Here is a 23,223-nt window from a genome sequence, read left to right on the forward strand (position 1 = left end):
AGCCATCGGAGGTCGGCATGTTCGGCAACAAGAACCACGAGAAAATCGCGGTGCTGGAAGGCGAATTGCGCGAGGCGCGGGCGCTGACAAATGCGCTGGAGCGCTCCAACGCGGTCATCGAATTAGGGCTCGACGGCAGGATCCTGCGTGTGAACGCCAACTTCTGCGCGGCGATGGGCTACGCCGCCGATGAACTCATCGGCCACGAACACAAAGAACTGTGCGACCCGCAACTGGCGAACAGCCAGTATTACGAGCGCCATTGGGCGAACCTGCGGCGTGGCGAGTTCTTTCGCGGCACGATCAAGCGGCGGCGCAAGGACGGCAGCGACATCTGGCTGGAGGCGACCTACAACCCCGTGCTCGACGATAGCGGGCAGCCGTGCAAGATCGTCAAATTCGCCACCGACGTGACGAAGCAGGTCGAAGACGCCGCGCGGGCGCAGGCCATGGTGAAAGCGATCGAGCGCTCAATGGCCGTCGTCGAATTCACCCCCGACGGCACCATCCTGCGCGCCAACGACAATTTCCTGTCGACCATGGGCTATGCCGGGAAGGACGTCGTCGGCCAGCATCACCGCATCTTTTGTCAGCCCGCCGATGCGGCCAGCCCGGCGTATGCGCGCTTCTGGGAGTCGCTGGCGCGCGGCGAGTACTTCTCCGGGCAGTTCTGCCGCCTCAATCGCCACGGCGGGGAGGTCTGGCTGGAAGCGACCTATAACCCGGTCTTCGGGCCGGACGGCCAGGTCAGCAAGATCGTCAAGTTCGCCAGCGACATCAGCGCCCAGATCAAGCGCAACGCCGCCGAAAAGGAAGGCACGGCGACCGCCTACGAGGTGGCGCTGGAAACGCAGGAAATCTCGCGTGGCGGCGAGCAGATCATTCACGAGACGATTGCCAAGATGCGGTCGATTGCGGCGACCGTGGAGCGTTCGGCCGGGCTGGTCGAAGCGCTCGGCACGCAGACGACGCAGATCACCTCGATCGTCAACACCATCAAGGAAATCGCCGACCAGACCAATCTGCTGGCGCTTAACGCCGCCATCGAGGCAGCACGTGCCGGCGAGAGCGGGCGCGGCTTCGCCGTCGTCGCCGACGAAGTGCGCAAGCTGGCCGAGCGCACCGCCCAGTCGACGGGTGATGTCGGCAGCATGATCCAGGGCATCCAGCAGGAAACCCGCTCCGTTAGCAGCAGCATGGGCAGTGGCCTGGCCGAGGTGGCCGAGGGCGTCGATCTGGTCAACAGCGCCGGCGAGTCGATCCAGCGCATGCACAACGGCGCCGCACGCGTCGTCGAAGTCATCCAGCAACTCTCGGAAACCGTCGCCGGCTAGCGTCCGCCACTCGCCGCGCGATAGCGCACACTGCCGAGCGACGTCCCCAGTGGCGACGCGCCACGGCGCATTTCCTCGCAAGAAGGGCATTCGCCGGCGCTTCGGCGCTATTCCCTCCCGCCTGGCGTTATGTAGTGAACAACACAGCGTCGTCGCGAAGCTCACATCGCATGCCGCCTGACAGCGGCCCGGCGGCACCCTTCGCGTGCCGCGCATGCCTTGCCAGTAAAGGGATTGATGCCGTCAGCGCGGAATTTTCAGCCGCTTGGCATCCTTTCTGCTGAACGAGGGCGGGCGCCTGTGTCGCCCGACTTTGGAGCCGTGCACCATGTCAGCGATCATCACGCCGCACGTCCGGACGGCGAAACGACTGTGCGAGATCAACCTCGGCGAGTGCCGCACCGCCCTGCTGCCGCTGCTCTACGAGATGAGCCGGATCACCAGCGAGAGTGGCGACCTGTCACACATTCTCAACGTCCTGCTGCGCCTGATGCAGCGGCACATGAAGGTCGTCCGCGCCATGGTCAGCCTGTACGACCCCGGCACCGGCAAGATCTTTGTGCACGAGAGCGTCGGCCTGAGTGAGGAGGAGGCCGCCAAGGGCGTCTACCGGCTGGGAGAGGGGATCACCGGCAAGGTGGTCGAGACGGGCAAAAGCATCGTCGTGCCGCGCATCGGCGAGGAGCCGAACTTCCTCAACCGCACCGGCAGCCGCGAGCACGCCGATACCTCCGGGCTTTCCTTCCTCTGCGTGCCGATCCTGCGTGGCCGCAAGGTAATGGGCACGATCAGCGCCGAGCGCCTGTACGACGACCGGCGCCTGCTCAATCTCGACGTCGAGATTCTCTCCGTGCTGGCGACCGTCACGGCGCAGGCGGTCGAGCTTTATCTCGTCGAGCATCTCACCACTGCGCGCCTGGCCGACGAAAATCAACGCCTGCGTTCGGCCTTGAAGCAGCGCTTCCGCCCGACCAACCTGATCGGCAACTCGAAGCCGATGCAGGACGTCTACCAGCTCGTCGAGCGCGTCACCAAATCGCGCACGACCGTCCTGCTGTTGGGCGAGAGCGGCGTCGGCAAGGAGCTGGTGGCGAGCGCCATCCACTACAACAGCGCCAACACGGGCGGGCCTTTCGTCAAATTCAACTGCGCGTCCCTGCCCGAAAGCGTCATCGAAAGCGAGCTTTTCGGCCACGAAAAAGGCTCCTTCACCGGCGCCACCGCTTTGCGGCGCGGCCGCTTCGAAGATGCCGACGGCGGCACGATCTTCCTCGACGAAGTCGGCGAGATGTCTCTGCCGATGCAGGCCAAACTTCTACGCGTCCTGCAGGAGAGGAGCTTCGAGCGCGTTGGCGGCAACACGACGATCAAGGTCGAACTGCGCATCCTCGCCGCGACCAACCGCGATCTGGCCGAGATGGTGCGGCAAGGCACCTTCCGCGAGGATCTCTACTACCGGCTCAACGTCTTTCCGATCACCATCCCGCCGCTGCGCGAGCGCGGGCAGGACATCATCGCCCTCGCCGACCATTTCGTCGCCAGGTTCTCCCGCGAAATGGCGATTCCCGTCGAGCGCATCTCGACGCCGGCGATCAACATGCTGCTCTGCTACCACTGGCCAGGAAACGTGCGCGAGCTGGAAAACGTCATTGAACGCGCCATGCTGCTCGCCGAGAACGGCGTCATCCACGGCTACAACCTGCCGGCGTCCCTGCAACTACCGGTGGTCGCCGAGTCCGGTGAGAGCGGCAGCCTCGACAGCAAACTCGCCGCCGTCGAATACGAAATGATCGTCGACGCGCTGAAAGCCCACCACGGCAACGCCACGCTGGCCGCCGAACAGCTCGGCCTGACACGGCGCATCCTCGGCCTGCGCATGGGCAAATATCACCTCAACTACAAGGACTTCCGCTGTGCCGTCGGCGCCTGAGCGCGGCAGCTCCTTTGCCGGCGGGCGCAGCGTCTGCCGGCGACCTTCATCACTCGCCTTGGTGAACCGATCATGAACCGCCCTCTCCTTCCCCCGGCGCTGGCCCTGCGCATCGGCCTCGCCGCCCGCGCCCTGCCGGGCGACGGCCTGCGCCGCCTGATGCCGGTGCTGGTCGAAGTCCTCGGCTTGCCCTTGACCGAGCGCAAGCTCAAGGAGCTGAGTTTTGCCCGTCTGCGCAGCGCCGGCAACGGCGAATTCGCCAGCACGCCGCGCGCGATCCTGCTGCGCGCCCTCGGCTACCTGCGCGGCGAAATCGAGCCGCGCATCGTCGACGCGCCGCCGCCGATGCCGCAGCCTTATCGTCATGGCGACATGCCCGGCTCGCTGCGCGTGGCGGTCGTCTGCCGCTCCGGCGAAAGGATCGACGGCAGCTTCAGCACCGCCAGATCGCTACTCATCTACCAAGTGTCGCGCCAGGAAGTTCGCCTCATCGACCATCGCCCGGTAGCGGCCAACGGTGGCACGGCAGGCGATACGCCCCGCGATACCGCCCGCGATGCGGCCCGGCTGGCCGTACTCGGCGACTGCCAGTTGCTCTACGCGCGTACGCTCTCCAATCGCTCCAGCGCCAGCCTGATGCGCGCTGGCATTCATCCCGTCGCTACGCCGGAAGGCGGAGAGGCGCGTGCGCGGCTCGCCGAATTTCAGGAAATCCTGCGTGGCCAGCCCGCGCCCTGGCTGCTTCGTGCCATGGGCGAAGGTCCGCGAGCCGCGCCGGAGCAGCCGACGCGCCCGAACGCAGCCGTCGCCGGATCGTCACCCGCAGCGCCGGCGTGCGCGGCGTCGGCCGAGTCTGCCACCTCCTCCGCCCCCGCCCGGCAACCTGCCCTCGCGTAAACGCCTCGCTGCCCGAAAATTAAGCGGCGCGGATTTTCCGTTTGCGCAGAGCGAGATGCGCTAGTTATCCATGGTTTATCCACAGACTTGCCCCCGCCTTCTGTGAGCAAACGTGACGGTTATCCACCGTTGCATGACCTCACCATGCGATGCGGACGAATGCTCGAAGCCCTGCTGCCCACAGATAGGACGTTGCCCTATTTTGCGTTCGTCTAAGTCGAACGCTTCCTTGCGGACATAGCAATTGTCGCCCGCGCCGTCAGCGCGGAGAATTGCGTCGCAAGAATGCTCGGGCGCGTGGGCGCCCTGCTCCACCCCGGCCCTTCGCCAGGTTGCCGCCGCCGGCAGCTGCGCGGCATCTCCTCTCCCCGATTCACGAAGCCACTTCAATGCCCTGGAAACACTGGTCCCCCGAGCGACTCGGCGTGGCGTTGGCGATTGCCGCCGCTTTCGGCTTCTCGTTCAAGGCGATTTTCGTCAAGCTGGCGTACGCCGTACCGCAGGCGGTGCCGGTCGACGCCGTCGCCCTGCTCTCCTTGCGCATGGTGTTTTCGCTGCCGTTTTTCGTCTGGGTCGGCCTGCGCGAAAGTCGCGGCGCGCCGCCGCTGTCGCGCCGCGACTGGGCGATCATCGCCGTGCTCGGCATCCTCGGCTACTACGCGTCCAGCCTCTTCGACTTCATCGGCCTGCGCTACATTTCGGCGGGCCTCGAGCGGCTCATTCTCTTCACCTACCCGACGCTGACGATCCTCATCGGCGTGCTGTTCATGGGCCGACCGCTGACGCGGCGGGAGATCGGCGCCATCGCGCTCTCTTACGTCGGCATCGCGCTCGCCGTTGTGCACGACCTCAATCTCGGCGGCGATACGCACGCCGTGCTGATCGGCGGCGCCTTCGTCTTTGCCTCGTCGCTGAGTTACGCCTTCTACAACGCCGGCGCGGCGTCGGCGATCCAGCGGCTTGGCTCGGCGCGCTTTACCGCCATGGCCATGCTCGTCTCGGTCGCCGCGACGCAGCTGCATTTCTTCGCCACGCAGCCCGTCTCCGCGCTGATTCAGCCGTGGCCGGTGTACGCCTGCGGCATCGGCATGGCGATTTTCTCGACCGTCTTGCCGGTATTCATGCAATCGGCCGCCATTCGTCGCATTGGCGCATCGCGCTCGGTCCTCATCGGCACGCTTGGTCCGGTGCTGACGATTCTCTTCAGCTGGCCGATTCTTGGCGAGCCGGTATCGTTGCCGCAGGTGGCCGGCGCCGGGCTGGTGCTGATCGGCGTGCTGCTGGTCTCGGTGCGACGCCGCCCGGATAAGGTGGCTTGAGGCGGCTTGCTGCGGCTTGCTGCGGCGTGTGGTGCGTTGTCGCCAGTCGCCGCGAGTTGAAGTGCGTAACGCGTGTCACGCGCGGGGACTGCTCTCATGCGGCAGGCGTCCTGCGCCACTTCGATGCGCCCGGTGCGACGGAGCACGCCTCAGCGCCTTCCGATCCCGACGGTGCTCAGTGCTGGCCGAGCAGCTTGTTCAGCAGGAGCATCTGGCGGTGCGGGTTGGGGCCGGCGAGTTCGCCGAGCGTTTGTGCGTCAGATTCCGGATGCAGTCCTTCCCCGCGCAGGATTTCGCGTACGTCCTCTGGCTCGCGTCGGGCCACCTGGGCGAGCGTCGTGATCGGCGTGTCGGCCAGCGCGTGAATCGATGCCATGAACGGCGGCTCCTGCTTTTCGCCGAGCGAGAGGAAGCTCAAGGCGAGGACGAGCATGCAGAGGCCAAGGAGCCCCGCACCCAGTCGCGACGACAGATGCCGACGGAGGGCACCGAAATTCAGCGTGACATGCAGCACGACGGCGCCGACCAGCAGCCAGCTCAGCCACTCGTGCGCCAGCTTGTTCAGCCCGATGTCGAGATGAAAGAAAATCAGTACGCCGGTAACTGCCGACAGTAAAAAAGCGCCAGCGGTAATCGGCGTCAGCCAGCGGCGGTCGATGTTCATTGCCTGCTCCCCGGAAAATGAGCGCATTGTCATCGCCACCCCGCGAAACTCTATTGCATCGCCGTAACAAGCTGTAAAGCCGCAGAAACACTTTGCCGCGAGGGCTTCAGGCAGCTTCACCCCACAGCCCGAGCGCGGCGAGCTGGCGCGTCGCCGTACCCGCCCAGTCGCGGTTGGCCGCCGGACTCGCCGGGCTGGGATGGAGAATGCGGCCGATGCGTACGTCCATGCCGGCGAGCGCCTCCTGCGCGCGCGCCTCGGCAAAGCCGCCGATGCCGACCACCCACTCCGGGCGCAGCGCCGCGACGACGTACCGCAGGTGCGCGTCGCAGGCCGCAGTGAGGGGCGCCGTGAGGGCCGCTGGCAGCTTGTCCGGCGTGAGATTTCGCCCGTCGTCGAAGAAGGCGAGCGGGCACCAGTTGGCGACGAAATGCTCGGCAAAGAAAGCCTCCGCCGTGCCGAATCGCTCGCGGAAAAGCCCCCACAGGCGCCGACCGCTTACCTCCGAGCGTGTGCAGGCGAAGCCCTCGACGGGCTTTTTCGGGTTCTCGTGCGCCGGCTTGCCGATGGGCGTGACGATGCCCAGCCAGTCGCGCACGGCCGCCACCTCACCGAAGGGCACGCCGCACTGCGCCATGCCGAAGGGGCCGGGGTTCATGCCGAGAAAGACGACGCGCTTGCGCCCGGCGCCGTAGCGACGCAGGTACGCCTCATGCGCCGCCCAGGCGTAGCGGAGCGGGTTGTACACGTGGCTCGCGGCAGGCGAGAAATCAAGCGCGTCGACGGCCACGGAAAGCTCGCGCGCGGCAGCTATCAGCGCGGCGGCGGTGGCATTGGTCGGAGCAGCGTCAGGAGCGGCGTGTCGTGTCATGGCAGGGCAGGGCAGAAAAAAGCCAGCAAGGGGCGAAGGAGCGAATGCTACCCCGGCACACGCCGCCGTGTGGCGGCGCCGTGCAGGCGGCAAGCCGGCTCGCACGACAACTGGCATACATCGTGCAGATTCGCGCCATCCACACCCGGAGAGCGCACTCATGATCGTTCAAAGCCCCCCCAGTGTTGCCTATCGCTACAACGCCAGCACCGTCAGCCCCTCCACGCGGCAAACCATTGCCACGACAGCGGCAATATCTGCCGATACCGTCACCCTCTCTGCTGCCGCGCGGCAGCAGCTTGCGAGCGAGCAAAGCGCGTCGGGCAGTAGCAGGAGCGCCACCCAGGCGACCTTCGATACCGACAAGGGCGTCGTCAGCCTCAATGTCGACGATTACCTCTCCAGCAAGCTGGACAGCGGCACAGGCGAATTACCGCCCCTGCTGATGCCTTCGCAGCGCAACATCGATGCGCTGAACCAGTACATCTCCAGCCAGCTGCCCGGCGTGCTGGCCGCACACGGCATTCCCAGCGCCCCGGCGCAGATCACCTACGATTCGTCGGGGCAAATGCAGTTTCCTGCCGACTACCCGTACGCCGACGCCTTCAAGCAGGCGCTGAACGACACGCCGTCGCTGGCGCGGGCGATCAACTGGACCTCCGGCTTGTCATCGACGAAGGCCGATCTCGACCGCTACGCGCCGTTCCAGGAAGAACTGCAAAACGCCACGACAACTCAGGCGCAGACGGCTATCTTCAACAAGTACGCCGCCCTGCTCTCCGGCAGCGGCCCGGCCCCGCAAGTCGCCCTCCACTTTGATGCCAAGGGCCAGGTCAGCATCACCATCGACGGCAAGGCGCAAACCGCCTGACCGCGAGGCGAACGCCCTCCCGGCCCGCACCTTCTCTCCGCTCATGATCCCCGCCCGCCCCCCACGTCGCGCCGACCGCGAAATCCCCACAGCCGAGGCAGAAGCCCTGCTTACCGCCGGTACCTACGGTGTTCTGTCGACGGTCGGCAGCGACGGCCTGCCTTACGCCATTCCCGTCAGCTACACCTACCGCGAGCGCGTCATCTACGTGCACTGCGCGCCCGAAGGCCGCAAGCTCGACAACCTCGCCGCCAATCCGGCCGTGTCGTTCTGCGTCGTCGGCCACACGCAGACGCTGCCGCGACACTTCTCCACGGAATACGAAAGCGCCATCGCCGCCGGTACGGCCCGCCTCGTCGACGGCGACGAGAAAGAACGCGCCCTCGTCGCCCTTCTGGAAAAATACTCGCCGGAGTTCATGGCGCAAGGCCACAAATACATCGCCGGCAAGATCGAGCGGGTCGCCGTCTTGCGTATTGACGTCGAGCACGTCAGCGGGAAAGCGCGGCGCTGAGGGACGCGAGAGCTAAAAGAGCGGAAACCCCTATCGCCCCAACCTTACCGGCTCCGCCGCATTCCACGGCGCCACTTTGGCGAGTAGCGCCATGCCCGGCAGCGCCAGAAGCGCGCAGAGCAGGAAGAAGGCGAACCAGCCGAGGCCGTCGACCAGCCAGCCGGCCGAGGCGTTGACCAGCGTGCGCGGCACCGCGGCGAGACTGGTGAACAGCGCGAACTGCGTCGCCGTGTAGGCCGGGTGCGTGCTGCGCGCGATGAAGGCGACGAAGGCGGCCGTTCCCAGCCCGACGCCGAGTGCTTCCAGCCCGATCACCAGCGCCAGCGACAGACGTGCCGCGAGGTCGATCTCGCCCTGCGGGCCGAGCCACGCCAGCCAGGCAAAGCCTGTGATCGACAGCACCTGCACCACACCAAACAGCCACAGCGCACGGTTGATGCCGAGCTTGACCATCCACAGACCACCCGCGAGAGCGCCGATCACCGCCGGCCACAGCCCGGCGTTCTTGGCGATCAGCCCGATGTCGGTCTTGGTGAAACCCATATCCAGATAGAACGGCGTCGCCAGTGCCGTGCACAGGGAGTCGCCAAGCTTGTAGAGGAAGATGAAGCCGAGCGTCAGCAGCGCGCCGCGCACGCCGGCGCGGCCGATGAATTCGCGGAAAGGCTCGACCACCGCCTCGCGCAGCGTCTTCGGCGCAGCGGCGGTCAGCGCCGGTTCGCGGATTGTGAGCGCCATCAGCATGCCGGGCAGCATGAAAGCGGCGGTGATCCAGAACACCTCGCCCCAGGGCAGGCGGTCGGCGAGGATCAGCGACAGCGATCCCGGCACCAGCCCGGCGACGCGGTAGGCGTTCACATGCACCGAGTTGCCGAGGCCGAGTTCTTCCTCCGAAAGGAGCTCGCGGCGGTAGGCGTCGAGCGCGATGTCCTGCGTCGCCGAAAGCAGCGCGAGGACCGCCGCCAGCCACAGCACCGGGCCGATTCCCTCGTGCGGCGAGAGGCCGCCAAGGCTGCCGATGGTAAGCAGCAAGCCAATCTGCGTCGCCAGCATCCAGCCGCGCCGACGGCCGAGTTTCGGCAGCGCGAAGCGGTCGAGCAGCGGCGCCCAGAGGAACTTCCAGGTGTAGGGGAACTGGATCAGCGCGAAGAAGCCGATCGTCTTCAGGTCGACGCCTTCGCTGCGCAACCACGCCGGCAGCAGGTTGAGCAGCAGGTAGAGCGGCAGGCCGGACGAAAACCCCGTGAAGATGCAGATCAGCATCTTCCGCGAGAAGAGCGCGCGTCGCCAGTCGCTGCCGTGCGGTGGCTCTGCGGGGGGCGTGTCGCCCGCCATCAGCGGGCGCGGCCGAGCCGGTAGAAGACGAGACTGCCGTTCAGATTGGGGTCGTCGGTCACGGCGTTGCCCTGATCGTCGAAGGCGAGCCGCTCGCGCACTTCGATGCCCAGGCGCTCGCACAGGCCTTCAAAGTCGATCAGCGTGAAAAAGCGCACGTTCGGTGTCTGGAACCAGTCGTACGGCAGATTGGCCGAGACCGGCATGTGGCCGGCGCGGATGGCCTCGCGGTTGGCGCGGAAAGCGAAGTTCGGGAAGCTGATGACCGCCTCGCGGCCGACGCGCAGCATTTCTTCGAGCACATGCTCGGTAGCGTGCATCGCCTGCAAGGCTTGCGAAATGATCACGTGGTCGAAGGAGGCGTCCTCGAATCCCGACAGTCCCCGCTCGATGTCGATCTGGATGACGTCGACTCCATTGCGGATGCAGCCGAGCACGCGGTCGGCGTCGATCTCGACGCCGTAGCCGGTGACGTTCTTGGTTTCGCGCAGGTAGGCGAGCAGCGTGCCGTCGCCACAGCCAAGGTCGAGCACCCGCTCGCCGGGCGGAATCCAGTCGGCGATAACGGCATAGTCGAAGCGTTCGCGGGCTTCACTGTGGGGAGTCTGGTTCATACCGCGATGTTCTCCAGATAGGCGCGCAACAGGGCGTGATAGTGCCGGTCGTCCAGCAGGAAGGAGTCGTGACCGGCCGGACAGTCGATTTCGGCGTAGGCGACGCGTCGCCGGTTGTGCAGCAGCGCCGAGACGATCTCGCGCGAGCGCGCCGGCGAGAAGCGCCAGTCGGTGGAAAAGCTGGCGACGAAGAAATCGGCCTTCGCCCGCGCCAGCGCCGCGTCGAGATCGCCGCCGAAGTCATAGGCGGGGTCGAAGTAATCGAGCGCCTTGGTCATCATCAGGTAGGTGTTGGCGTCGAAGAAGCCGGCGAACTTGTCGCCCTGATAACGCAGGTAGGATTCGACCTCGAACTCGACGTCGTAATTGAAGCGGCGCTCGCCGTGGCGCAGCTGGCGGCCGAATTTCTCACCCATCTGGTCGTCCGACAGATAGGTGATGTGGCCGATCATGCGCGCCAGGCGCAGGCCGGTCACCGGCACGACGCCGCGCTCGACGTAGTGCCCCTGATGGAAATCGGGATCGGAGAGGATCGCCTGTCGCGCCACCTCGTTGAAGGCAATGTTCTGCGCCGAGAGCTTGGGTGCCGACGCAATCACCAGCGCGTGCCGGATGCGCTCGGGGAACTGCAGCGACCACTCCAGCGCCTGCATGCCGCCGAGGCTGCCGCCGAGGACGCCGGCCCAGGCGTCGATGCCGAGGTGATCGGCAAGCCGTGCCTGCGCCGCCACCCAGTCTTCGACAGTGACGAGCGGGAAGTCGGCGCCGTAGCGGCGGCCGTTTTCCGGGTTGATCGACAGCGGGCCGGTCGAGCCGTAGCAGCCGCCGAGGTTGTTGACGCCAACGACGAAGAACTTGTTGGTATCGAGCGGTTTGCCGGGGCCGACGAGGTTGTCCCACCAGCCGGCCGATTTCGGGTCGTCGCCGTAGGTGCCGGCGACGTGGTGGCTGCCGGAGAGGGCGTGACAGACGAGTACGGCGTTGCTGGCCGTGGCGTTCAGCGTGCCGTAAGTCTCGTAGACGAGTTCAAAGGACGGTAGCGAGGCGCCGCTCTTGAGCGCGAGCGGCGTATCGAAGCGGACTCGCTGCGGCGTCACGACGCCGACGGAATGGCTGTTGGACATGACGTAAGCCGTGAAAAAGACGCTAAAAACGCGAAAACGCCAACATGCAGCGCCAATTCACACGGACCGTGCGCGTAAATCAGGCCATATCTGCGGCGTCACGCCAAAAAACAAAAGCCCAGTCGGCAATCAAGCGGACTGGGCAGCCCCTCTTTAGCCGTATTTATAAAGCGCCCGCAAGCTGTTCGGTCAAATCGGCGCTGTGGCGGGAAAACTACGCCCCAGCGCCGTAAAAGTCAATCGGCGAGGGCTCGGCGGGCCGCGGCGAAGGCGGCATCCGCATCGGTCGGCCGACCTTGTCGGGTCAGCGCCGTGGCCAGCGCTTCGAGGCACAGCAGGATGTTTCCTTCGCGGCAGGAATGCCCCATCAGACCGAAACGCCACACCTTGCCAGCCAGCGGGCCGAGGCCGGCGCCGATTTCGAGGTTGAAGTCGGTAAGCAGCTGGCGGCGCAGATCGGCGTCGTTGACGCCAGCCGGAATGTGCACCGTGTTCAGCTGCGGCAGCCGCCAGGGTTCGGCAACGACAAAGGCGAGGTCCATCGCTTCGAAGCCGGCGCGCAGCATGCGGTGCAGGCGGGCGTGTCGGGCCCAGGCGTTCTCGATCCCCTCTTCGGCGAGTTGCACCAGCGATTCGTGCAGGCCGTAAAGGCTGTTGATCGGCGCCGTGTGGTGATAGGTGCGCTTGGCCGAGTTCCAGTAGTCGAGGACCAGATTGAGGTCCATGAACCAGCTCTGCACCTTGCTCTTGCGCGCCTGGATGCGCGCCAGCGCCGCCGGCGAGAAGGTGACGGGCGACAGGCCCGGCGTGCAGGAGAGGCACTTCTGGCTGCCGGAATAGACCGCGTCGAGACCCCAGTCGTCCACGCGCAGTTCGCAGCCAGCCAGTGAGGTGACGGCGTCGACGATGGTGAGCGCACCGAAGCGTCGCGCGATGGCTGCCAGCGCCTGTGCGTCGGAACGCGCACCGGTCGAGGTTTCGGCATGCACGAAGGCGAGCAGCTTGGCCTGCGGATTGGCCTTGAAGGCGTCTTCCACCTTCTGCGGGTCGACCGGTTCGCCCCAGGTGTCGTCGACGATGACGGCGATACCGCCGGCACGTTGCACGTTTTCGATCATGCGCCCGCCGAACACGCCGTTGCGACAGACGATGACCGTATCGCCCGGCTCGACGAGGTTGTCGAAGCAGGTTTCCATGCCGACCGAGCCGGGGCCGGAGACCGGGAAGGTGAGCGCGTTGGTGGTCTGGAAGGCGTAGCGCAGCAGCTCCTTCAGCTCGTCCATCATGCTGACGAAGGCCGGGTCGAGGTGGCCGATGGTCGGTCGTGCCAGCGCCGCCAGTGTGCGCGGCGCCAGATCGGAGGGGCCGGGGCCCATCAGCGTGCGCGACGGCGGGGCAAAGGAGGCGAAGGACGGGCGGGCGGAGATGTTTTCGAGAGCGCTCATCGGGTCGTGACCTTGACAGTGGGATTGAGTGGAAGGGGCGTGAAAAAAGCGGAAATCATAAACCGATCCCGCCGCGCGTGCGTCGGGGCCGCCGTGTTGCCGAGGTGCTCGATATTGCCCGTGGCGTCAGCTGTCGAGTCGAAGAGTCGCCAAGCCGCGCTCTTGCTCAGTCGTCCTCGCGGAGCCGGAATTCAACGCGGGTCTCGTTCAGCGGCAGCAGCTCGGGTGGGTCGAAGGCCTCGTCCCCGTCGCCGGCGGCGGGAACGGTGCCCGCTACCAGCCCGGCGAAATCGTAGAGCGAGGTGTCGGCGAGGTGCGAGGGAACAACATTCTGCAATGCGGTGAATACCGCTTCGGTACGGCCCGGATAACGGCGATCCCAGTCGGCCATCATCTCGCGGATTTTCTGTCGTTGCAGGTTGCTCTGCGAGCCGCAGAGGTTGCACGGGATGATCGGGAATTCCATGCCGCGCGCGAAAGCGGCGATGTCGGCTTCCGAGGCATAGGCGAGCGGTCGGATGACGATGTGCGCGCCGTCGTCGGTGACGAGCTTGGGCGGCATCGCTTTCAGCTTGGCGGCGAAGAGCAGGTTGAGGAAGAGCGTGTGCACGATGTCGTCGCGGTGATGGCCGAGGGCGATCTTGTTGCAGCCGAGTTCCTTGGCGACGCGGTAGATGACGCCACGACGCAGGCGCGAACACAGCGAGCAGGTCGTCTTGCCTTCGGGAATCTTCTCTTTGACGATCGAGTAGGTGTCCTGCTCCTCGATGCGGAAGTCGACGCCGATCGATTTGAAGTAAGCCGGCAGGATGTCGGCGGGAAAGCCGGGCTGCTTCTGGTCGAGATTCATCGCGATCAGACGGAATTTCACCGGCGCGCGCTGTTGCAGGTGCATCAGCAAAGACAGCAGTGTGTACGAATCCTTGCCGCCGGAGACGCAGACGAGGACGGTGTCACCGTCTTCGATCATCGAGTAGTCGGCGATGGCGCGGCCGACGTCGCCGAGCAGGCGCTTTTGCAGGCGTTGGACGTTACGGGAAAGAGGCATGGTGATGAGTCGTGGGTAAAAGACGGAAGGTTCAGGAACGCACGACTGGCGAGAAGCAACCGGGCCGGCGTGCTGGAAAGGGCGCGCCGTGGCGGGAAGGCGGCGGGCGTCGTGCGGGGGATTCAGAGATGCGCCGTGCGGCCACCATCGACGTTGATGACCTGCCCGGTGACGTAGGGCGCGTCGCACAGCAGGAAGCGGACGGCGCGGGCAATATCGACCGGGCCGCCTTCGCGTTTCAGGAGCGTGTGGGCGACGATGCGCTGCCGTTCGTCGTCGCTGAAAGCGTCGTCGCCCGGCCACATAATCGGCCCGGGCGCGACGGCATTTACGCGGACCTGCGGCGCGAGTTCGATGGCCAGCGCGCGCGTCAGCCCGAGGAGGCCAGCCTTGGCGGCACAATAAAGCGGATAGCCGGCGAGCGGCCGTTCAGCGTGAATATCGGTGATATTGACGATCGCGCCGCCCGCTGCGCGCAGATAAGGCGCCGCCGCCTGCGTCAGGAAGAGCGGCGCTTTCAGGTTGCTGCCGATGAGGTCCGACCACGCCGCTTCGTCGATCTGGCCGACAGGCGTCGGGAAGAAGCTGGAGGCGTTGTTGACCAGAGCGTCGAGGCGTCCGAAGCAGGCATGGGCGTCGTGGGCGAGCTTCGGCAGCTGGGCCATGTCGAGCAGGTCGGCGTGGATGGCGCTGGCCGAGGCCGGGCGCTGCGCGTTGAGGGCGGCGACGAGCGCTGCCGCGTCTGCACTGGCGCTGCGGTAGTGCACAACGATGCGCGCGCCACTGGCGTGCAGCTCGCGCGCAATGGCACGGCCAACCCGCTTCGCTGCGCCGGTCACCAACACGACCTTGTCGTTCACCTGTACTCTCCCGCTGCGCCCAAGGAACTGGATTTTAACGGATTTTCGCCAGTGCCGCCGCCTTGCGGCAGCGTCGCGTCCCGGCGTCGTCAATGGCATCGTCCACACGCCTTGCGTGCGAGTAGACTTGCCGGCGGCGTGGCGGGGCAGCCGTCGCGCCGTGTGTTTGCCGTTGAGGGGAATCATGAAGCCAGTCTCACGCGCCGGCAGCGAAGCGCCGCGCCCGAACGACGTCGCGCCGCCTGCCGGCGATACTGACGCGCAGAGCCCGCACGGGGAGGCGCGTCTGGCGGCGCATATCGCCGCCGAGATCGACAAGGCGGGAGGCTGGATCAGCTTCTCGCGTTACATGGAACTGGCGCTCTATGCGCCAGGGATGGGTTACTACGCGGCGGACGACCGGCAGTTTGGCGCGGCCGGCGACTTCGTCACTGCGCCTGAACTGGGCGGTGGCTTCGCGGCGGCCTTGGCTGTGCAGGTCGCCGAATTGATGGCGCACAGCGCGTCGAGTGTCATCGAGGCAGGGGCCGGCTCCGGACGCCTTGCCGCCGATATGCTGCGCGAACTGGAGCGCCTTGGCGCCTTGCCGACGCGTTACGCGATTCTCGACCTCTCGGCGAGCTTGCGTGCGCGGCAGCGCGCCACCCTCGCCGCTACAGTGCCGCATCTGCTTGATCGAGTGTGCTGGCTCGACCATCTGCCGGCGACGTTTGACGGCGTCGTGCTTGGCAATGAGGTGCTCGATGCGATGCCGGTATCGCTCGTCGATTGGTGCGAGGACGGAATCTACGAGCGCGGCGTCGTGCGTGCGGGTGATTGCCTTGCCTTCGAGGCGCGTCCGGCGAGTTCGCCGCTGCGCGAACGCGCCGAGGCGTTGCAGGCGGAATGCGCCATCGCGGCACCCTATACCTCGGAAATCGCCCTCGCCGCGCCGGCCTGGGTGGCGACCTGGGGCGACATCCTGGGGCGAGGTGCACTGCTTCTCATCGACTACGGCTTTGCGCAGGGCGAGTTCTACCACCCCCAGCGCAACGGCGGCACGCTGATGTGCCATCGCCGCCATCGCGCCAGCGATACGCCGTTGGAGGTGCCGGGCCGGCAGGACATCACGGCGCACGTCGATTTCACGGCGATTGCCGAATCTGCTTCGGCCGCTGGCTTGTCGCTGCTCGGCTACACGACGCAGGCGTCGTTCCTGCTCAATTGCGGGCTGACCGAGTGGCTGGCGCAGGCGCAAGCCAGCGATCCGGCCGCGTGGCCGAAGCTGGCGGGCGCTGCCCAGCAACTGCTCTCGCCGGCGGAAATGGGCGAGTTGTTCAAGGTGATCGCTCTGGGGCGCGGCTTGGCCGGGCCTTTACGCGGCTTCCGGCAGAATGACCGGGCGGCAAGGCTATGAGCGATCATCGCTGTACCTCAACAGCGGGCGTCCGCCGTCGTATTAAAGGGCGTCGCGCGAAGGATGCTTGCCAGGAACCCTTGCCGGACCGGCGCAGGCGCTGCATGGGCCGCGTCGTCCTGACGATGTTGGCGCTCGGAACGGCGACCCTTGGCGTGCATTCAGCCGCAGCGGCGCAGCTCGCGCCGGCGTCTGCTGCCTACGGGGCGGGCTCGCCGGCGGCTGTCTCGGCGAGCCTGCGTGCCGAGAGCGAAGGAGGAATCGATCTTTTTTGCGCCGGACGCTTGCGTTTGCAGGCACAACGCGTTGCCAAGCTCTATTTGCAGATCGGCCTCGGTATTAACGCCGAACCCGCGCGCCGGCAGCTGGCGCAGGCGATCCGGCAAAGCGATACCGACCTTGCCGAACTGCTGCGCCGCCTGCGCGATCCAGTGGCGCAGAAGACGCTGACGCGTGTCGACAGCCAGTGGTCGGAACTGAAGGCGGCGCTGGCGCTGCCGTGGAGTCCGGCGGCCATTCAGCGGATCAACGCGCTCGCTGAAACGCAGTCGATCACGGCAGGCCGTCTGGCGCTGGAGATCGAGGAAGGCGTCGACGCTCCCGTCGCGCGCCTGCTCGACCTGACGCTGCGGCAGAGCATGCTGGCGCAACGTCTGGCGCGGATTTATCTCTTTGCCCTGACCGGCGATAACTCGCGCGGCCGGCGCGTCGATGCGGAGCAGACGCGCAAGGAATTCACGGCGGCCTTCGAGGAATTGACGAGCGCGCACGAAAACACCGAGCCGACGCGCGAGGCGCTCGATCTCGTCAAGGTGCAGTGGGTGTTCTTCGATCAGGCGGTCAGCGACATGGCGCGTGGCGAGCGCTCGAACCCCGTTCACGTGGCGACGACCAGCGAACGCATTCTCGAGTCGCTGAACGAGGTGGCGACGCAGTTCGCCGCCTCCGCCCGCGCGCCGGCGCGGCGCGAGTAGCGGCCGTCGCCTCGCCTACTCCTGACTGGAATAGACGCGTTCGAGAAAACCGTCGGCGTCGAACGCTGGCTCGTGCGGGGTTTCGGGCGCAGGGATGGCGTGCAACGCCGGCTCTTCGCGCGGCACGGACGTCCAGCCGGCGTCGAGAATCTCGTCGCTGTAATGGACGCCCAGGGCATCGCGGAGTTGCTCGTCGGTATCCTGCGTACAGTTGCCGTTCAAGTCGATGATGAGCGCCATGGTGAATCCTTCGAAAGCACGTTGACGAAGCGAACGCCGGCTCCTCGCGGCGGCGTGTTCCCCCACTAACGACCGAAACGCCGTCAGGTTGATACGCCGTGAATCTTTGCGCGCCGCCGTGTTCCAACACCGGCTCCGCGCGTTGTTGCGAAGCGTCGTCGCTTGCCGCTCACTGGCTCTTGCACCATGGCGCCGTTAGCCGATAATGCGACGAACACCCAAGGAGTATTTTATGGACATCTCGAGCATCGGCAGCGTTCCCGCTGCGGCGGCGCAAGCGTCAACCGGCGATGCCGTGGCGCTTTCGGTGTTGCGCAAGTCGATGGATGTGCAGGCGCAGACGGCAGCACAGCTGATCTCCGCCCTGCCCCAGCCGACAAACAATCCCCCCAATCTCGGCAACAAGGTCGACGCTTTCGCCTGAGCACCTGAGCATTGCATCGCCGCGGGCGCCATCGCGCCGTACGGTGTGGTGGCGTATGCGGGTCAGGCGGGGAGCGGGTTTTCCTGCGCGGGCAGCACGCGGGTGGCGATGAGCCAATCGCACAGGCTGCGCGCTACTTCTTCCCAGTCGCGCTCCAGCATCAGGCCGTGGCCCAAGGCGCTAAATATCGTCAGCGGCGCCGCGTAGTGTTCGGCCGTCTGGCGGACGAGAAATTCCGGAATCAGGGCGTCGGCGCCAGCGCCCATTACCAGGGTCGGTGCGTCCTTCATCCGCCAGCGTTGCGGCAGGTTGAAGAACGACATATCCCACATGGCGCGCACTGACTCACTCTGCATCCGGCGGTAATAACGCGTCAGCGTTTCGGGCGCGATCTCCTGCGCGAACAACGCCTGCCGCAGTGCCTCCGGCGCCACGTGTGCGCCGCCGATGAGCCGGTTGAGTTCGGACATCAGACCCGGCTGACGGAAGAGCAAGGACATCTGCGCGGCGGCCAGTCCTTGCGGAGGGACGGACGCCATCAGCACAAGAGCCGCCAGCGGATGACGCTCGAGGTATTTTTGCGCGACGAAGCCGCCCATCGAGTGGCCGACCAGCACAGGCATGCTGCCGAGATCAGCGACGACAGTTTCGAGATCGCTGACGAAATCGTCGATCCCCAGTTGGTCGAGCTGCGCATGCCCGTCGCTTTCACCATGTCCGCGCAACGATACGGCGTGCACGGCGTAACCACGCGCGGCGAACCAGGGCAGGAAATGCTCGGCCCAGATCCAGGCGCCGCAAAAGGCGCCGTGGACAAAGAGGAGAGGCGGCCCTGCCGGCGCAGCGCCCGTCGGGCTGGCGGAGATGAGCTCCAGTGCGCCGACGCGGCGGTGAATCACGCGCTATCCAGCGCCAGGCGCACGGCCTGCGCGCGCGCCTCGTGCAGATGCTGGCGAATGGTGGCTGGATCGGCGCAAGCGCGCACCACAGCCGCAGCATCGACCGCGCCGACGGCGCTCAGCGCTCGCTGCAGCAGTGCGCGGGGCGCATAGGGCGCGTCGGCAAAACCCGTGCGGCCGCGATGGTCGCAGGCGCAGACATCGAGCAGCAGGGCGAAGCGTTGCGGGCGGCGCAGAGCGTCGCAGCGTTCCAGCAAGGAGGTCAGGGCCGCCGGCGATAGCTCACCCGCACGGTGAATTTCACCGTGGTGGCGCGTCGCCAGCAGCGCGAGTTCGCGGCACTCGGCGGGCGGCTTGAGGCGTTCGCACAGCGTGGTCAGCGGCGCCTCGCCGCGCTGCTCGTGTTCCGGATGATTGGGCAGATCTGCGCTCGCCGTCAGTCCTTTGCCGAGATCGTGCAGCAAGGCGGCAAAGCGCCCGGCGAGCGGCAGGTTGTCGCGCGCCGCCTGGTCGAGGACGAGCAGGCTGTGTTCGCCGGTATCGATTTCCGGATGAACGTCGGCGCGCTGTGGCACGCCAAACAGGTGATCCATTTCCGGCAGGAGACGCACCAGCGCGCCGCATTCGCGCAGGACGCGAAAGAAGCGCGAGGGCGTTGCTTCCATGAGCGCGCGCGCCAGCTCCTGCCAGACCCGTTCGGCGACGAGGTGATCGACTTCGCCCGCCTGCGTCATTTCGCGCATCACTTGCAGCGTTTCGGGCGCGATAGTGAAGTCGGCGGGCGGGCGCGAGAAACGCGCGGCAAAGCGGGCAATGCGCAGAATGCGCACCGGGTCTTCGCTGAACGCCGGGCCAACGTGGCGCAGACGCCGGGCCGCCAGATCGGCGCGGCCATCGAAGGGGTCGATCAGCTCTCCGTCGGCGGCGCGGGCCATCGCGTTGATGGTGAGATCGCGGCGCGCCAGGTCTTCGTCGAGGGTGACATCGGGGGCGGCATAGAAGGTGAAGCCGGCGTAGCCGTGCCCACTCTTGCGCTCGGTGCGGGCAAGCGCGTATTCGTCATGCGTCTGCGGGTGCAGAAACACCGGGAAGTCGCGCCCGACCGGGCGAAAGCCACGTGCCAGCAATTGTTCGGGCGTCGCGCCGACCACCACGTAGTCGCGGTCGACGACGGGCAGACCGAGCAATTCGTCGCGGACGGCGCCGCCAACGATGTAAATCTGCCAGTCACTCATCGGCGGAGTCTGCTGGGATGTGCAGGGCGCGATGCTGGCATGGCGTCGCCTAGCGGCCTGCGCGCAGGCGCAGATCGTCGAGACGGCCTTTTGGCGTTTGCGCGGAGAGGTAGCCCGGCGCGACAGCTTCCAGCGGCGTCGGCCGCCAGTCGGGGTAGTCATGCGTTCCGTCGCTAACGTTGTCGACCTGCATGGAGCGCAGGTTATCCGGCGTCATGGGCGGGTTGGGCAGCCACTTGAGGAGGTTGGCTTGCAGCGCAGCGATGGCGTCCGGCAGTTCGATGACGGGGCGCGGATGACCGCTGATCTCGCCGGTGTATTCGACCAGCTGGCGCAGCGTATAAATACCGGGACCGGCAAGGTCGTAGCGCTGACCGATGGTGTCGTTGCGGTCGAGGCAGTCGCAGAACGCCCAGGCGACGTCGCCCGCGTAAACCGGCTGAAAGCGCGCTCGCGCCCCGGCCAGCGGAAACACCGGCGCGAGGCGCAGGAACCTGGCGAAGAGCGTGAGGAAGGCGTCGCCCCCACCAAAAATCACCGATGGCCGGAAGGCGGTGACATCGATGCCTTCGGCGGCAAAGGCGGCGGCCTCGCCGGCTGCTTTCGAACGCAGGTACTCGGAGGGGGCGTCGCTCGCCGTGCCGAGGGCGCTCATGTGCACGAGGCGACGCACGCCGGATTCCTGCATCGCGGTGACGATGCGTTGTGGCAGTTCGACATGCGCCCGCGCGAAGCCGCTGCCGTAGGGCGAACGTGAATCGCGGTCGTGCAGGATGCCGACGAGGTTGATCACGGCATCCTGTCCGCGCATCAGTTCGCGCAGGGCGAGCGGATTGAAGACGTCGGTGACGACGGTTTCGATGGTTGGCAACAAGGTAAGGCGGCGCGCATGTTCGTGGCGGCGGGTGGGAATCCGCACGCGCACGCCCTGCTCGGTCAGACGGTTGGCAATCCAGCCGCCGACGAAGCCACTACCGCCGATCAGAAGTACGTTGTTGCTCGCCATGAAGTTCTCTCGAAATCAGTAAATCAGACGTGGAAGCCATCGGCGCGCCAGAACTGCCGTGCGGTGCCATGCCGCGCGCGCCACCATTCGACTGCGTCCGCCGGCGGGCGTTCGTGCCATGACGACGCCCGCTGGCGCGTGTGTCTCTTGTCTCAGGGCAGATCGCTGTTAGCGCCGTCGGCACCGGTGCGTGGGCCGATGACGCCGAGCCGTGCCTTCAGCGATTGCGGGCGGCCGTCGAACTGCGCCGAGTAATAGACGGAGTTGCTCATGACTTTTTTGACGTAGTCGCGCGTTTCGCTGAACGGGATCGTCTCCGCGTAGATGGCGCCTTCGAGCGGGCGGTCAGCGCGCCATTTGCGCGCCCGTGCCGGGCCGGCATTGTAGGCGGCCGAGGCGAGCACCGGCTGGTCGTCGAGGCTGTCGAGGACCATGCGCATGTAGCTGGTGCCAAGGAGGACGTTCACGTCGGCGTCGCCGACGCGGCCGTGCTGGTAATCCTTGAGGCCGATTTTCTTCGCCACCCATTTGGCTGTCGCCGGCATCAACTGCATCAACCCGGAGGCGCCAACGCTCGAACGGGCGTCGGTGACGAAGCGGCTCTCCTGACGCATCAGGCCATAGACCCAGCCTTCGTCGAGCGACTGATTGCGCGCGGCCGGCCGCACCTGATCGGCAAAGGGAGCGGGATAGCGCAGCGAAAAATCGTGTTCGTTCTTGGTGCGGTCGGCGGTGGCGATGGAGCGGTCGAAGATGTCGCTGCGCCGGGCGATCTCGGCGGCGGCGAGTAATTCGCGGTCGTTCATGCCACGCAAGGCCCAGTTCCATTCGCGCACGGCTTCAAAGCGCAGGTTGAGGCGGAAGAAGGTCAGCGCGCGTTGAATGCCCGGCTGGGCGGCCACCTGATTGAGCTCGTCACGTGTCGGCGGACGCGCGCGTGGCGGCGTTTGCGTCGGGCGGTTGAGCTCGTCGTCGGCGAGATTGCCGTAAAAATTGGGCTGCCCGGCGATGCGGGCAAACAGCGTGTTCGCCTCTTCGACGCGACCGCCGGCCCGGTAGGCGCGGCCGAGCCAGTAGGTCCAGTCGGGCAGCGCGGCCAGTGCCGGCGGCATTTTTTCGATGGTCGCCCGTAGCGCCGCCCAGTCTTGAGCGCGCAGGGCCGCCCGCGCCTTCCACTGGATGGCCTCGTCGCCCAGCGAGGCGTTGCCGGCGCGACGGAAGTCGTCGAGCGCTTCCGGCAGGTGGCGCTGCGCGGCCAGCCAGCCGATCTGCGCCCAGGCCCAGGAGCGTTCGCTGGCTTGCAGACGGCTCTCGATACGCGTCAGCTGGTCGGCGGCGACGCGCGGATCGCTGCGGGCAATGCGCTGGATGGCGAGCGCGGCGAGCTCACGCAGCGCGCGGTTGTTGCCGAAATCGGCGGGCAGCCGGACGAGCCAGGGCATCGGCTTGTCGATGACGGCGTCGACAACGCTGCTGTCGGGCGTCTGCGTCGGCGGTAGATAGTTCATGCTCAGACGCGCCGCCGCCATCTTGTTGGCTTCGAACTGGCGACGGATGCGCGCCCAGGCGTCGTCGGCCAGCACGCGCTTGTCGACGATCAGCGATTCGATCACCGGCACGCAGGCGTCGGGCGGCTCGAGCAGGTTGAGCCAGAGCGGCAACGCATCGTCGCTGGCCGTGGCATCACCGCGGGCACGCCGGCTTTGCAGCGTATAGCAGACGATGTCCTGATCGGGCTGCGCCAGCTTGCCAACTTCGGCGTCGAATTCCGCCCATTGCTGACGCGAAGCGAGCAGCTTCAGCCAGTCGCTGCGCAGACGTTCGGCGAGGAAGCTCTTGTCGTGCCGCGTCAGGAAGCTGCGGATCGTTCCGGCGTCCATGTCTTTCAGGCGCGGCGAGATCAGCCAGTAGTCGATGTACGGTTCAAGTTCATAGCCGCGCAGATCGGGGGCAATGCGTTCGAGCTTGGCGCGGTCGCCGAGGCGGTAGGCGTCACGCGCGGCGAGAAAACGGTCGTCGCCGACGTCCGCCGCCGCCGGCAGCGGTGCCAGCAAGGCAGCCAGCACGGCGGTCAGCGCGAACGAAATGGCGGAAAAGGGCTTCATGTTAAGCTTTGCAGTGTCTGGGTAGGGTCGGGGGCGTCGGTCGGCGGAGGGCAGCGTGCAGAGCGCGTGGCATCGGTACCGGGGTTTGACCGGCATTCTTGCATTTCGTCGGCGCGAT

General features: G+C 66.4%; 21 protein-coding genes, 2 pseudogenes and 1 riboswitch. Of the genes and pseudogenes, 10 read left to right on the plus strand and 13 right to left on the minus strand.

Annotated features, from left to right (window positions below; all coding sequences use genetic code 11):
* Positions 1-17 precede the first annotated feature (17 nt).
* The 5 genes and pseudogenes from GHK24_RS13970 to GHK24_RS08485 all read left to right on the plus strand — a co-directional run.
* Positions 18-785 (plus strand): annotated as a pseudogene (locus GHK24_RS13970) (PAS domain-containing protein); the annotation flags it as partial.
* Between the two features lie 108 nt (positions 786-893).
* Positions 894-1,334: pseudogene (locus tag GHK24_RS13975) on the plus strand (methyl-accepting chemotaxis protein); the annotation flags it as partial.
* Between the two features lie 328 nt (positions 1,335-1,662).
* Positions 1,663-3,264 carry a sigma-54 interaction domain-containing protein gene (locus GHK24_RS08475; protein WP_153472042.1) on the plus strand — a complete coding sequence of 534 codons (1,602 nt, stop codon included), beginning with the start codon at positions 1,663-1,665 and terminating at the stop codon, positions 3,262-3,264.
* Between the two features lie 72 nt (positions 3,265-3,336).
* Complete coding sequence (locus GHK24_RS08480; RefSeq protein ID WP_153472045.1) at positions 3,337-4,161, plus strand: dinitrogenase iron-molybdenum cofactor N-terminal domain-containing protein; 825 nt, start codon at positions 3,337-3,339, stop codon at positions 4,159-4,161.
* Positions 4,162-4,550: 389 nt separating this feature from the next.
* Positions 4,551-5,480 (plus strand): DMT family transporter, encoded by a 930-nt coding sequence (locus GHK24_RS08485; protein WP_153472048.1) that lies wholly within the window; start codon positions 4,551-4,553, stop codon positions 5,478-5,480.
* A 175-nt stretch (positions 5,481-5,655) separates the two neighbouring features.
* On the opposite strand, the gene GHK24_RS08490 is transcribed toward GHK24_RS08485, so the two are convergent.
* Both GHK24_RS08490 and GHK24_RS08495 read right to left on the minus strand, forming a co-directional pair.
* Entirely contained in the window at positions 5,656-6,144 is a 489-nt protein-coding gene (locus tag GHK24_RS08490) for a DUF4405 domain-containing protein (RefSeq protein WP_167680926.1), read from the minus strand.
* 106 nt (positions 6,145-6,250) lie between these two features.
* Positions 6,251-7,015: a uracil-DNA glycosylase family protein gene (locus GHK24_RS08495; protein WP_153472054.1), complete on the minus strand. Its 765-nt coding sequence runs from the start codon at positions 7,013-7,015 to the stop codon at positions 6,251-6,253.
* 160 nt (positions 7,016-7,175) lie between these two features.
* Here GHK24_RS08495 and GHK24_RS08500 point away from each other — a divergent pair, with 160 nt between their 5' ends.
* Together GHK24_RS08500 and GHK24_RS08505 are read left to right on the plus strand one after the other, a co-directional pair.
* Positions 7,176-7,886 carry a hypothetical protein gene (locus tag GHK24_RS08500; RefSeq protein ID WP_153472057.1) on the plus strand — a complete coding sequence of 237 codons (711 nt, stop codon included), beginning with the start codon at positions 7,176-7,178 and terminating at the stop codon, positions 7,884-7,886.
* 43 nt (positions 7,887-7,929) lie between these two features.
* Positions 7,930-8,400, plus strand: a complete 471-nt coding sequence (locus GHK24_RS08505) for a pyridoxamine 5'-phosphate oxidase family protein (protein WP_153472060.1) — start codon at positions 7,930-7,932, stop codon at positions 8,398-8,400.
* 30 nt (positions 8,401-8,430) lie between these two features.
* On the opposite strand, the gene GHK24_RS08510 is transcribed toward GHK24_RS08505, so the two are convergent.
* The 6 genes from GHK24_RS08510 to GHK24_RS08535 all read right to left on the minus strand — a co-directional run bounded on the left by GHK24_RS08510 (position 8,431) and on the right by GHK24_RS08535 (position 14,826).
* Positions 8,431-9,663: an AmpG family muropeptide MFS transporter gene (locus GHK24_RS08510; RefSeq protein ID WP_153472434.1), complete on the minus strand. Its 1,233-nt coding sequence runs from the start codon at positions 9,661-9,663 to the stop codon at positions 8,431-8,433.
* Positions 9,664-9,734: 71 nt separating this feature from the next.
* Positions 9,735-10,349 (minus strand): methionine biosynthesis protein MetW, encoded by a 615-nt coding sequence (metW, locus tag GHK24_RS08515; RefSeq protein ID WP_153472063.1) that lies wholly within the window; start codon positions 10,347-10,349, stop codon positions 9,735-9,737.
* Positions 10,346-11,473: a homoserine O-succinyltransferase MetX gene (metX, locus tag GHK24_RS08520; protein ID WP_153472066.1), complete on the minus strand. Its 1,128-nt coding sequence runs from the start codon at positions 11,471-11,473 to the stop codon at positions 10,346-10,348. The genes metW and metX overlap by 4 nt, the downstream gene beginning before the upstream one ends.
* A 132-nt stretch (positions 11,474-11,605) precedes the next feature.
* Positions 11,606-11,684, minus strand: a riboswitch (SAM riboswitch).
* A 25-nt stretch (positions 11,685-11,709) separates the two neighbouring features.
* On the minus strand, positions 11,710-12,918 hold the full coding sequence (locus GHK24_RS08525) for a pyridoxal-phosphate-dependent aminotransferase family protein (protein ID WP_153472070.1): 1,209 nt from the start codon (positions 12,916-12,918) through the stop codon (positions 11,710-11,712).
* Positions 12,919-13,084: 166 nt separating this feature from the next.
* A complete protein-coding gene (gene ttcA / locus GHK24_RS08530; RefSeq protein ID WP_153472073.1) occupies positions 13,085-13,966 on the minus strand; it encodes a tRNA 2-thiocytidine(32) synthetase TtcA in 882 nt (293 codons plus the stop codon).
* A gap of 122 nt (positions 13,967-14,088) precedes the next feature.
* Positions 14,089-14,826 (minus strand): pteridine reductase, encoded by a 738-nt coding sequence (locus tag GHK24_RS08535; protein WP_340666147.1) that lies wholly within the window; start codon positions 14,824-14,826, stop codon positions 14,089-14,091.
* A 184-nt stretch (positions 14,827-15,010) separates the two neighbouring features.
* Between GHK24_RS08535 and GHK24_RS08540 the strand changes: the two genes are divergently transcribed.
* A complete protein-coding gene (locus GHK24_RS08540; protein WP_153472076.1) occupies positions 15,011-16,222 on the plus strand; it encodes a class I SAM-dependent methyltransferase in 1,212 nt (403 codons plus the stop codon).
* A 104-nt stretch (positions 16,223-16,326) separates the two neighbouring features.
* Positions 16,327-17,196: a type IV pili methyl-accepting chemotaxis transducer N-terminal domain-containing protein gene (locus GHK24_RS08545; RefSeq protein ID WP_194286399.1), complete on the plus strand. Its 870-nt coding sequence runs from the start codon at positions 16,327-16,329 to the stop codon at positions 17,194-17,196.
* A 15-nt stretch (positions 17,197-17,211) separates the two neighbouring features.
* Here GHK24_RS08545 and GHK24_RS08550 read toward each other — a convergent pair whose 3' ends face one another.
* Positions 17,212-17,436, minus strand: coding sequence for a hypothetical protein (locus tag GHK24_RS08550; RefSeq protein WP_153472082.1), 225 nt, complete (start codon positions 17,434-17,436; stop codon positions 17,212-17,214).
* A 232-nt stretch (positions 17,437-17,668) separates the two neighbouring features.
* Here GHK24_RS08550 and GHK24_RS08555 point away from each other — a divergent pair, with 232 nt between their 5' ends.
* On the plus strand, positions 17,669-17,860 hold the full coding sequence (locus tag GHK24_RS08555) for a YjfB family protein (protein WP_153472085.1): 192 nt from the start codon (positions 17,669-17,671) through the stop codon (positions 17,858-17,860).
* A 62-nt stretch (positions 17,861-17,922) separates the two neighbouring features.
* On the opposite strand, the gene GHK24_RS08560 is transcribed toward GHK24_RS08555, so the two are convergent.
* The 4 genes from GHK24_RS08560 to GHK24_RS08575 all read right to left on the minus strand — a co-directional run bounded on the left by GHK24_RS08560 (position 17,923) and on the right by GHK24_RS08575 (position 23,105).
* A complete protein-coding gene (locus GHK24_RS08560) occupies positions 17,923-18,759 on the minus strand; it encodes an alpha/beta hydrolase (protein ID WP_340642756.1) in 837 nt (278 codons plus the stop codon).
* A complete protein-coding gene (locus GHK24_RS08565) occupies positions 18,756-19,994 on the minus strand; it encodes a multifunctional CCA addition/repair protein (RefSeq protein ID WP_153472088.1) in 1,239 nt (412 codons plus the stop codon). The genes GHK24_RS08560 and GHK24_RS08565 overlap by 4 nt, the downstream gene beginning before the upstream one ends.
* Positions 19,995-20,043: 49 nt before the next feature.
* A complete protein-coding gene (locus tag GHK24_RS08570; RefSeq protein WP_153472091.1) occupies positions 20,044-21,000 on the minus strand; it encodes a complex I NDUFA9 subunit family protein in 957 nt (318 codons plus the stop codon).
* Between the two features lie 152 nt (positions 21,001-21,152).
* Positions 21,153-23,105, minus strand: a complete 1,953-nt coding sequence (locus GHK24_RS08575) for a lytic transglycosylase domain-containing protein (RefSeq protein ID WP_153472094.1) — start codon at positions 23,103-23,105, stop codon at positions 21,153-21,155.
* Between the last annotated feature and the right edge of the window lie 118 nt (positions 23,106-23,223).

The sequence above is a fragment of the Rhodocyclus gracilis genome (genome assembly GCF_009617575.1).
Classification (GTDB): domain Bacteria; phylum Pseudomonadota; class Gammaproteobacteria; order Burkholderiales; family Rhodocyclaceae; genus Rhodocyclus; species Rhodocyclus gracilis.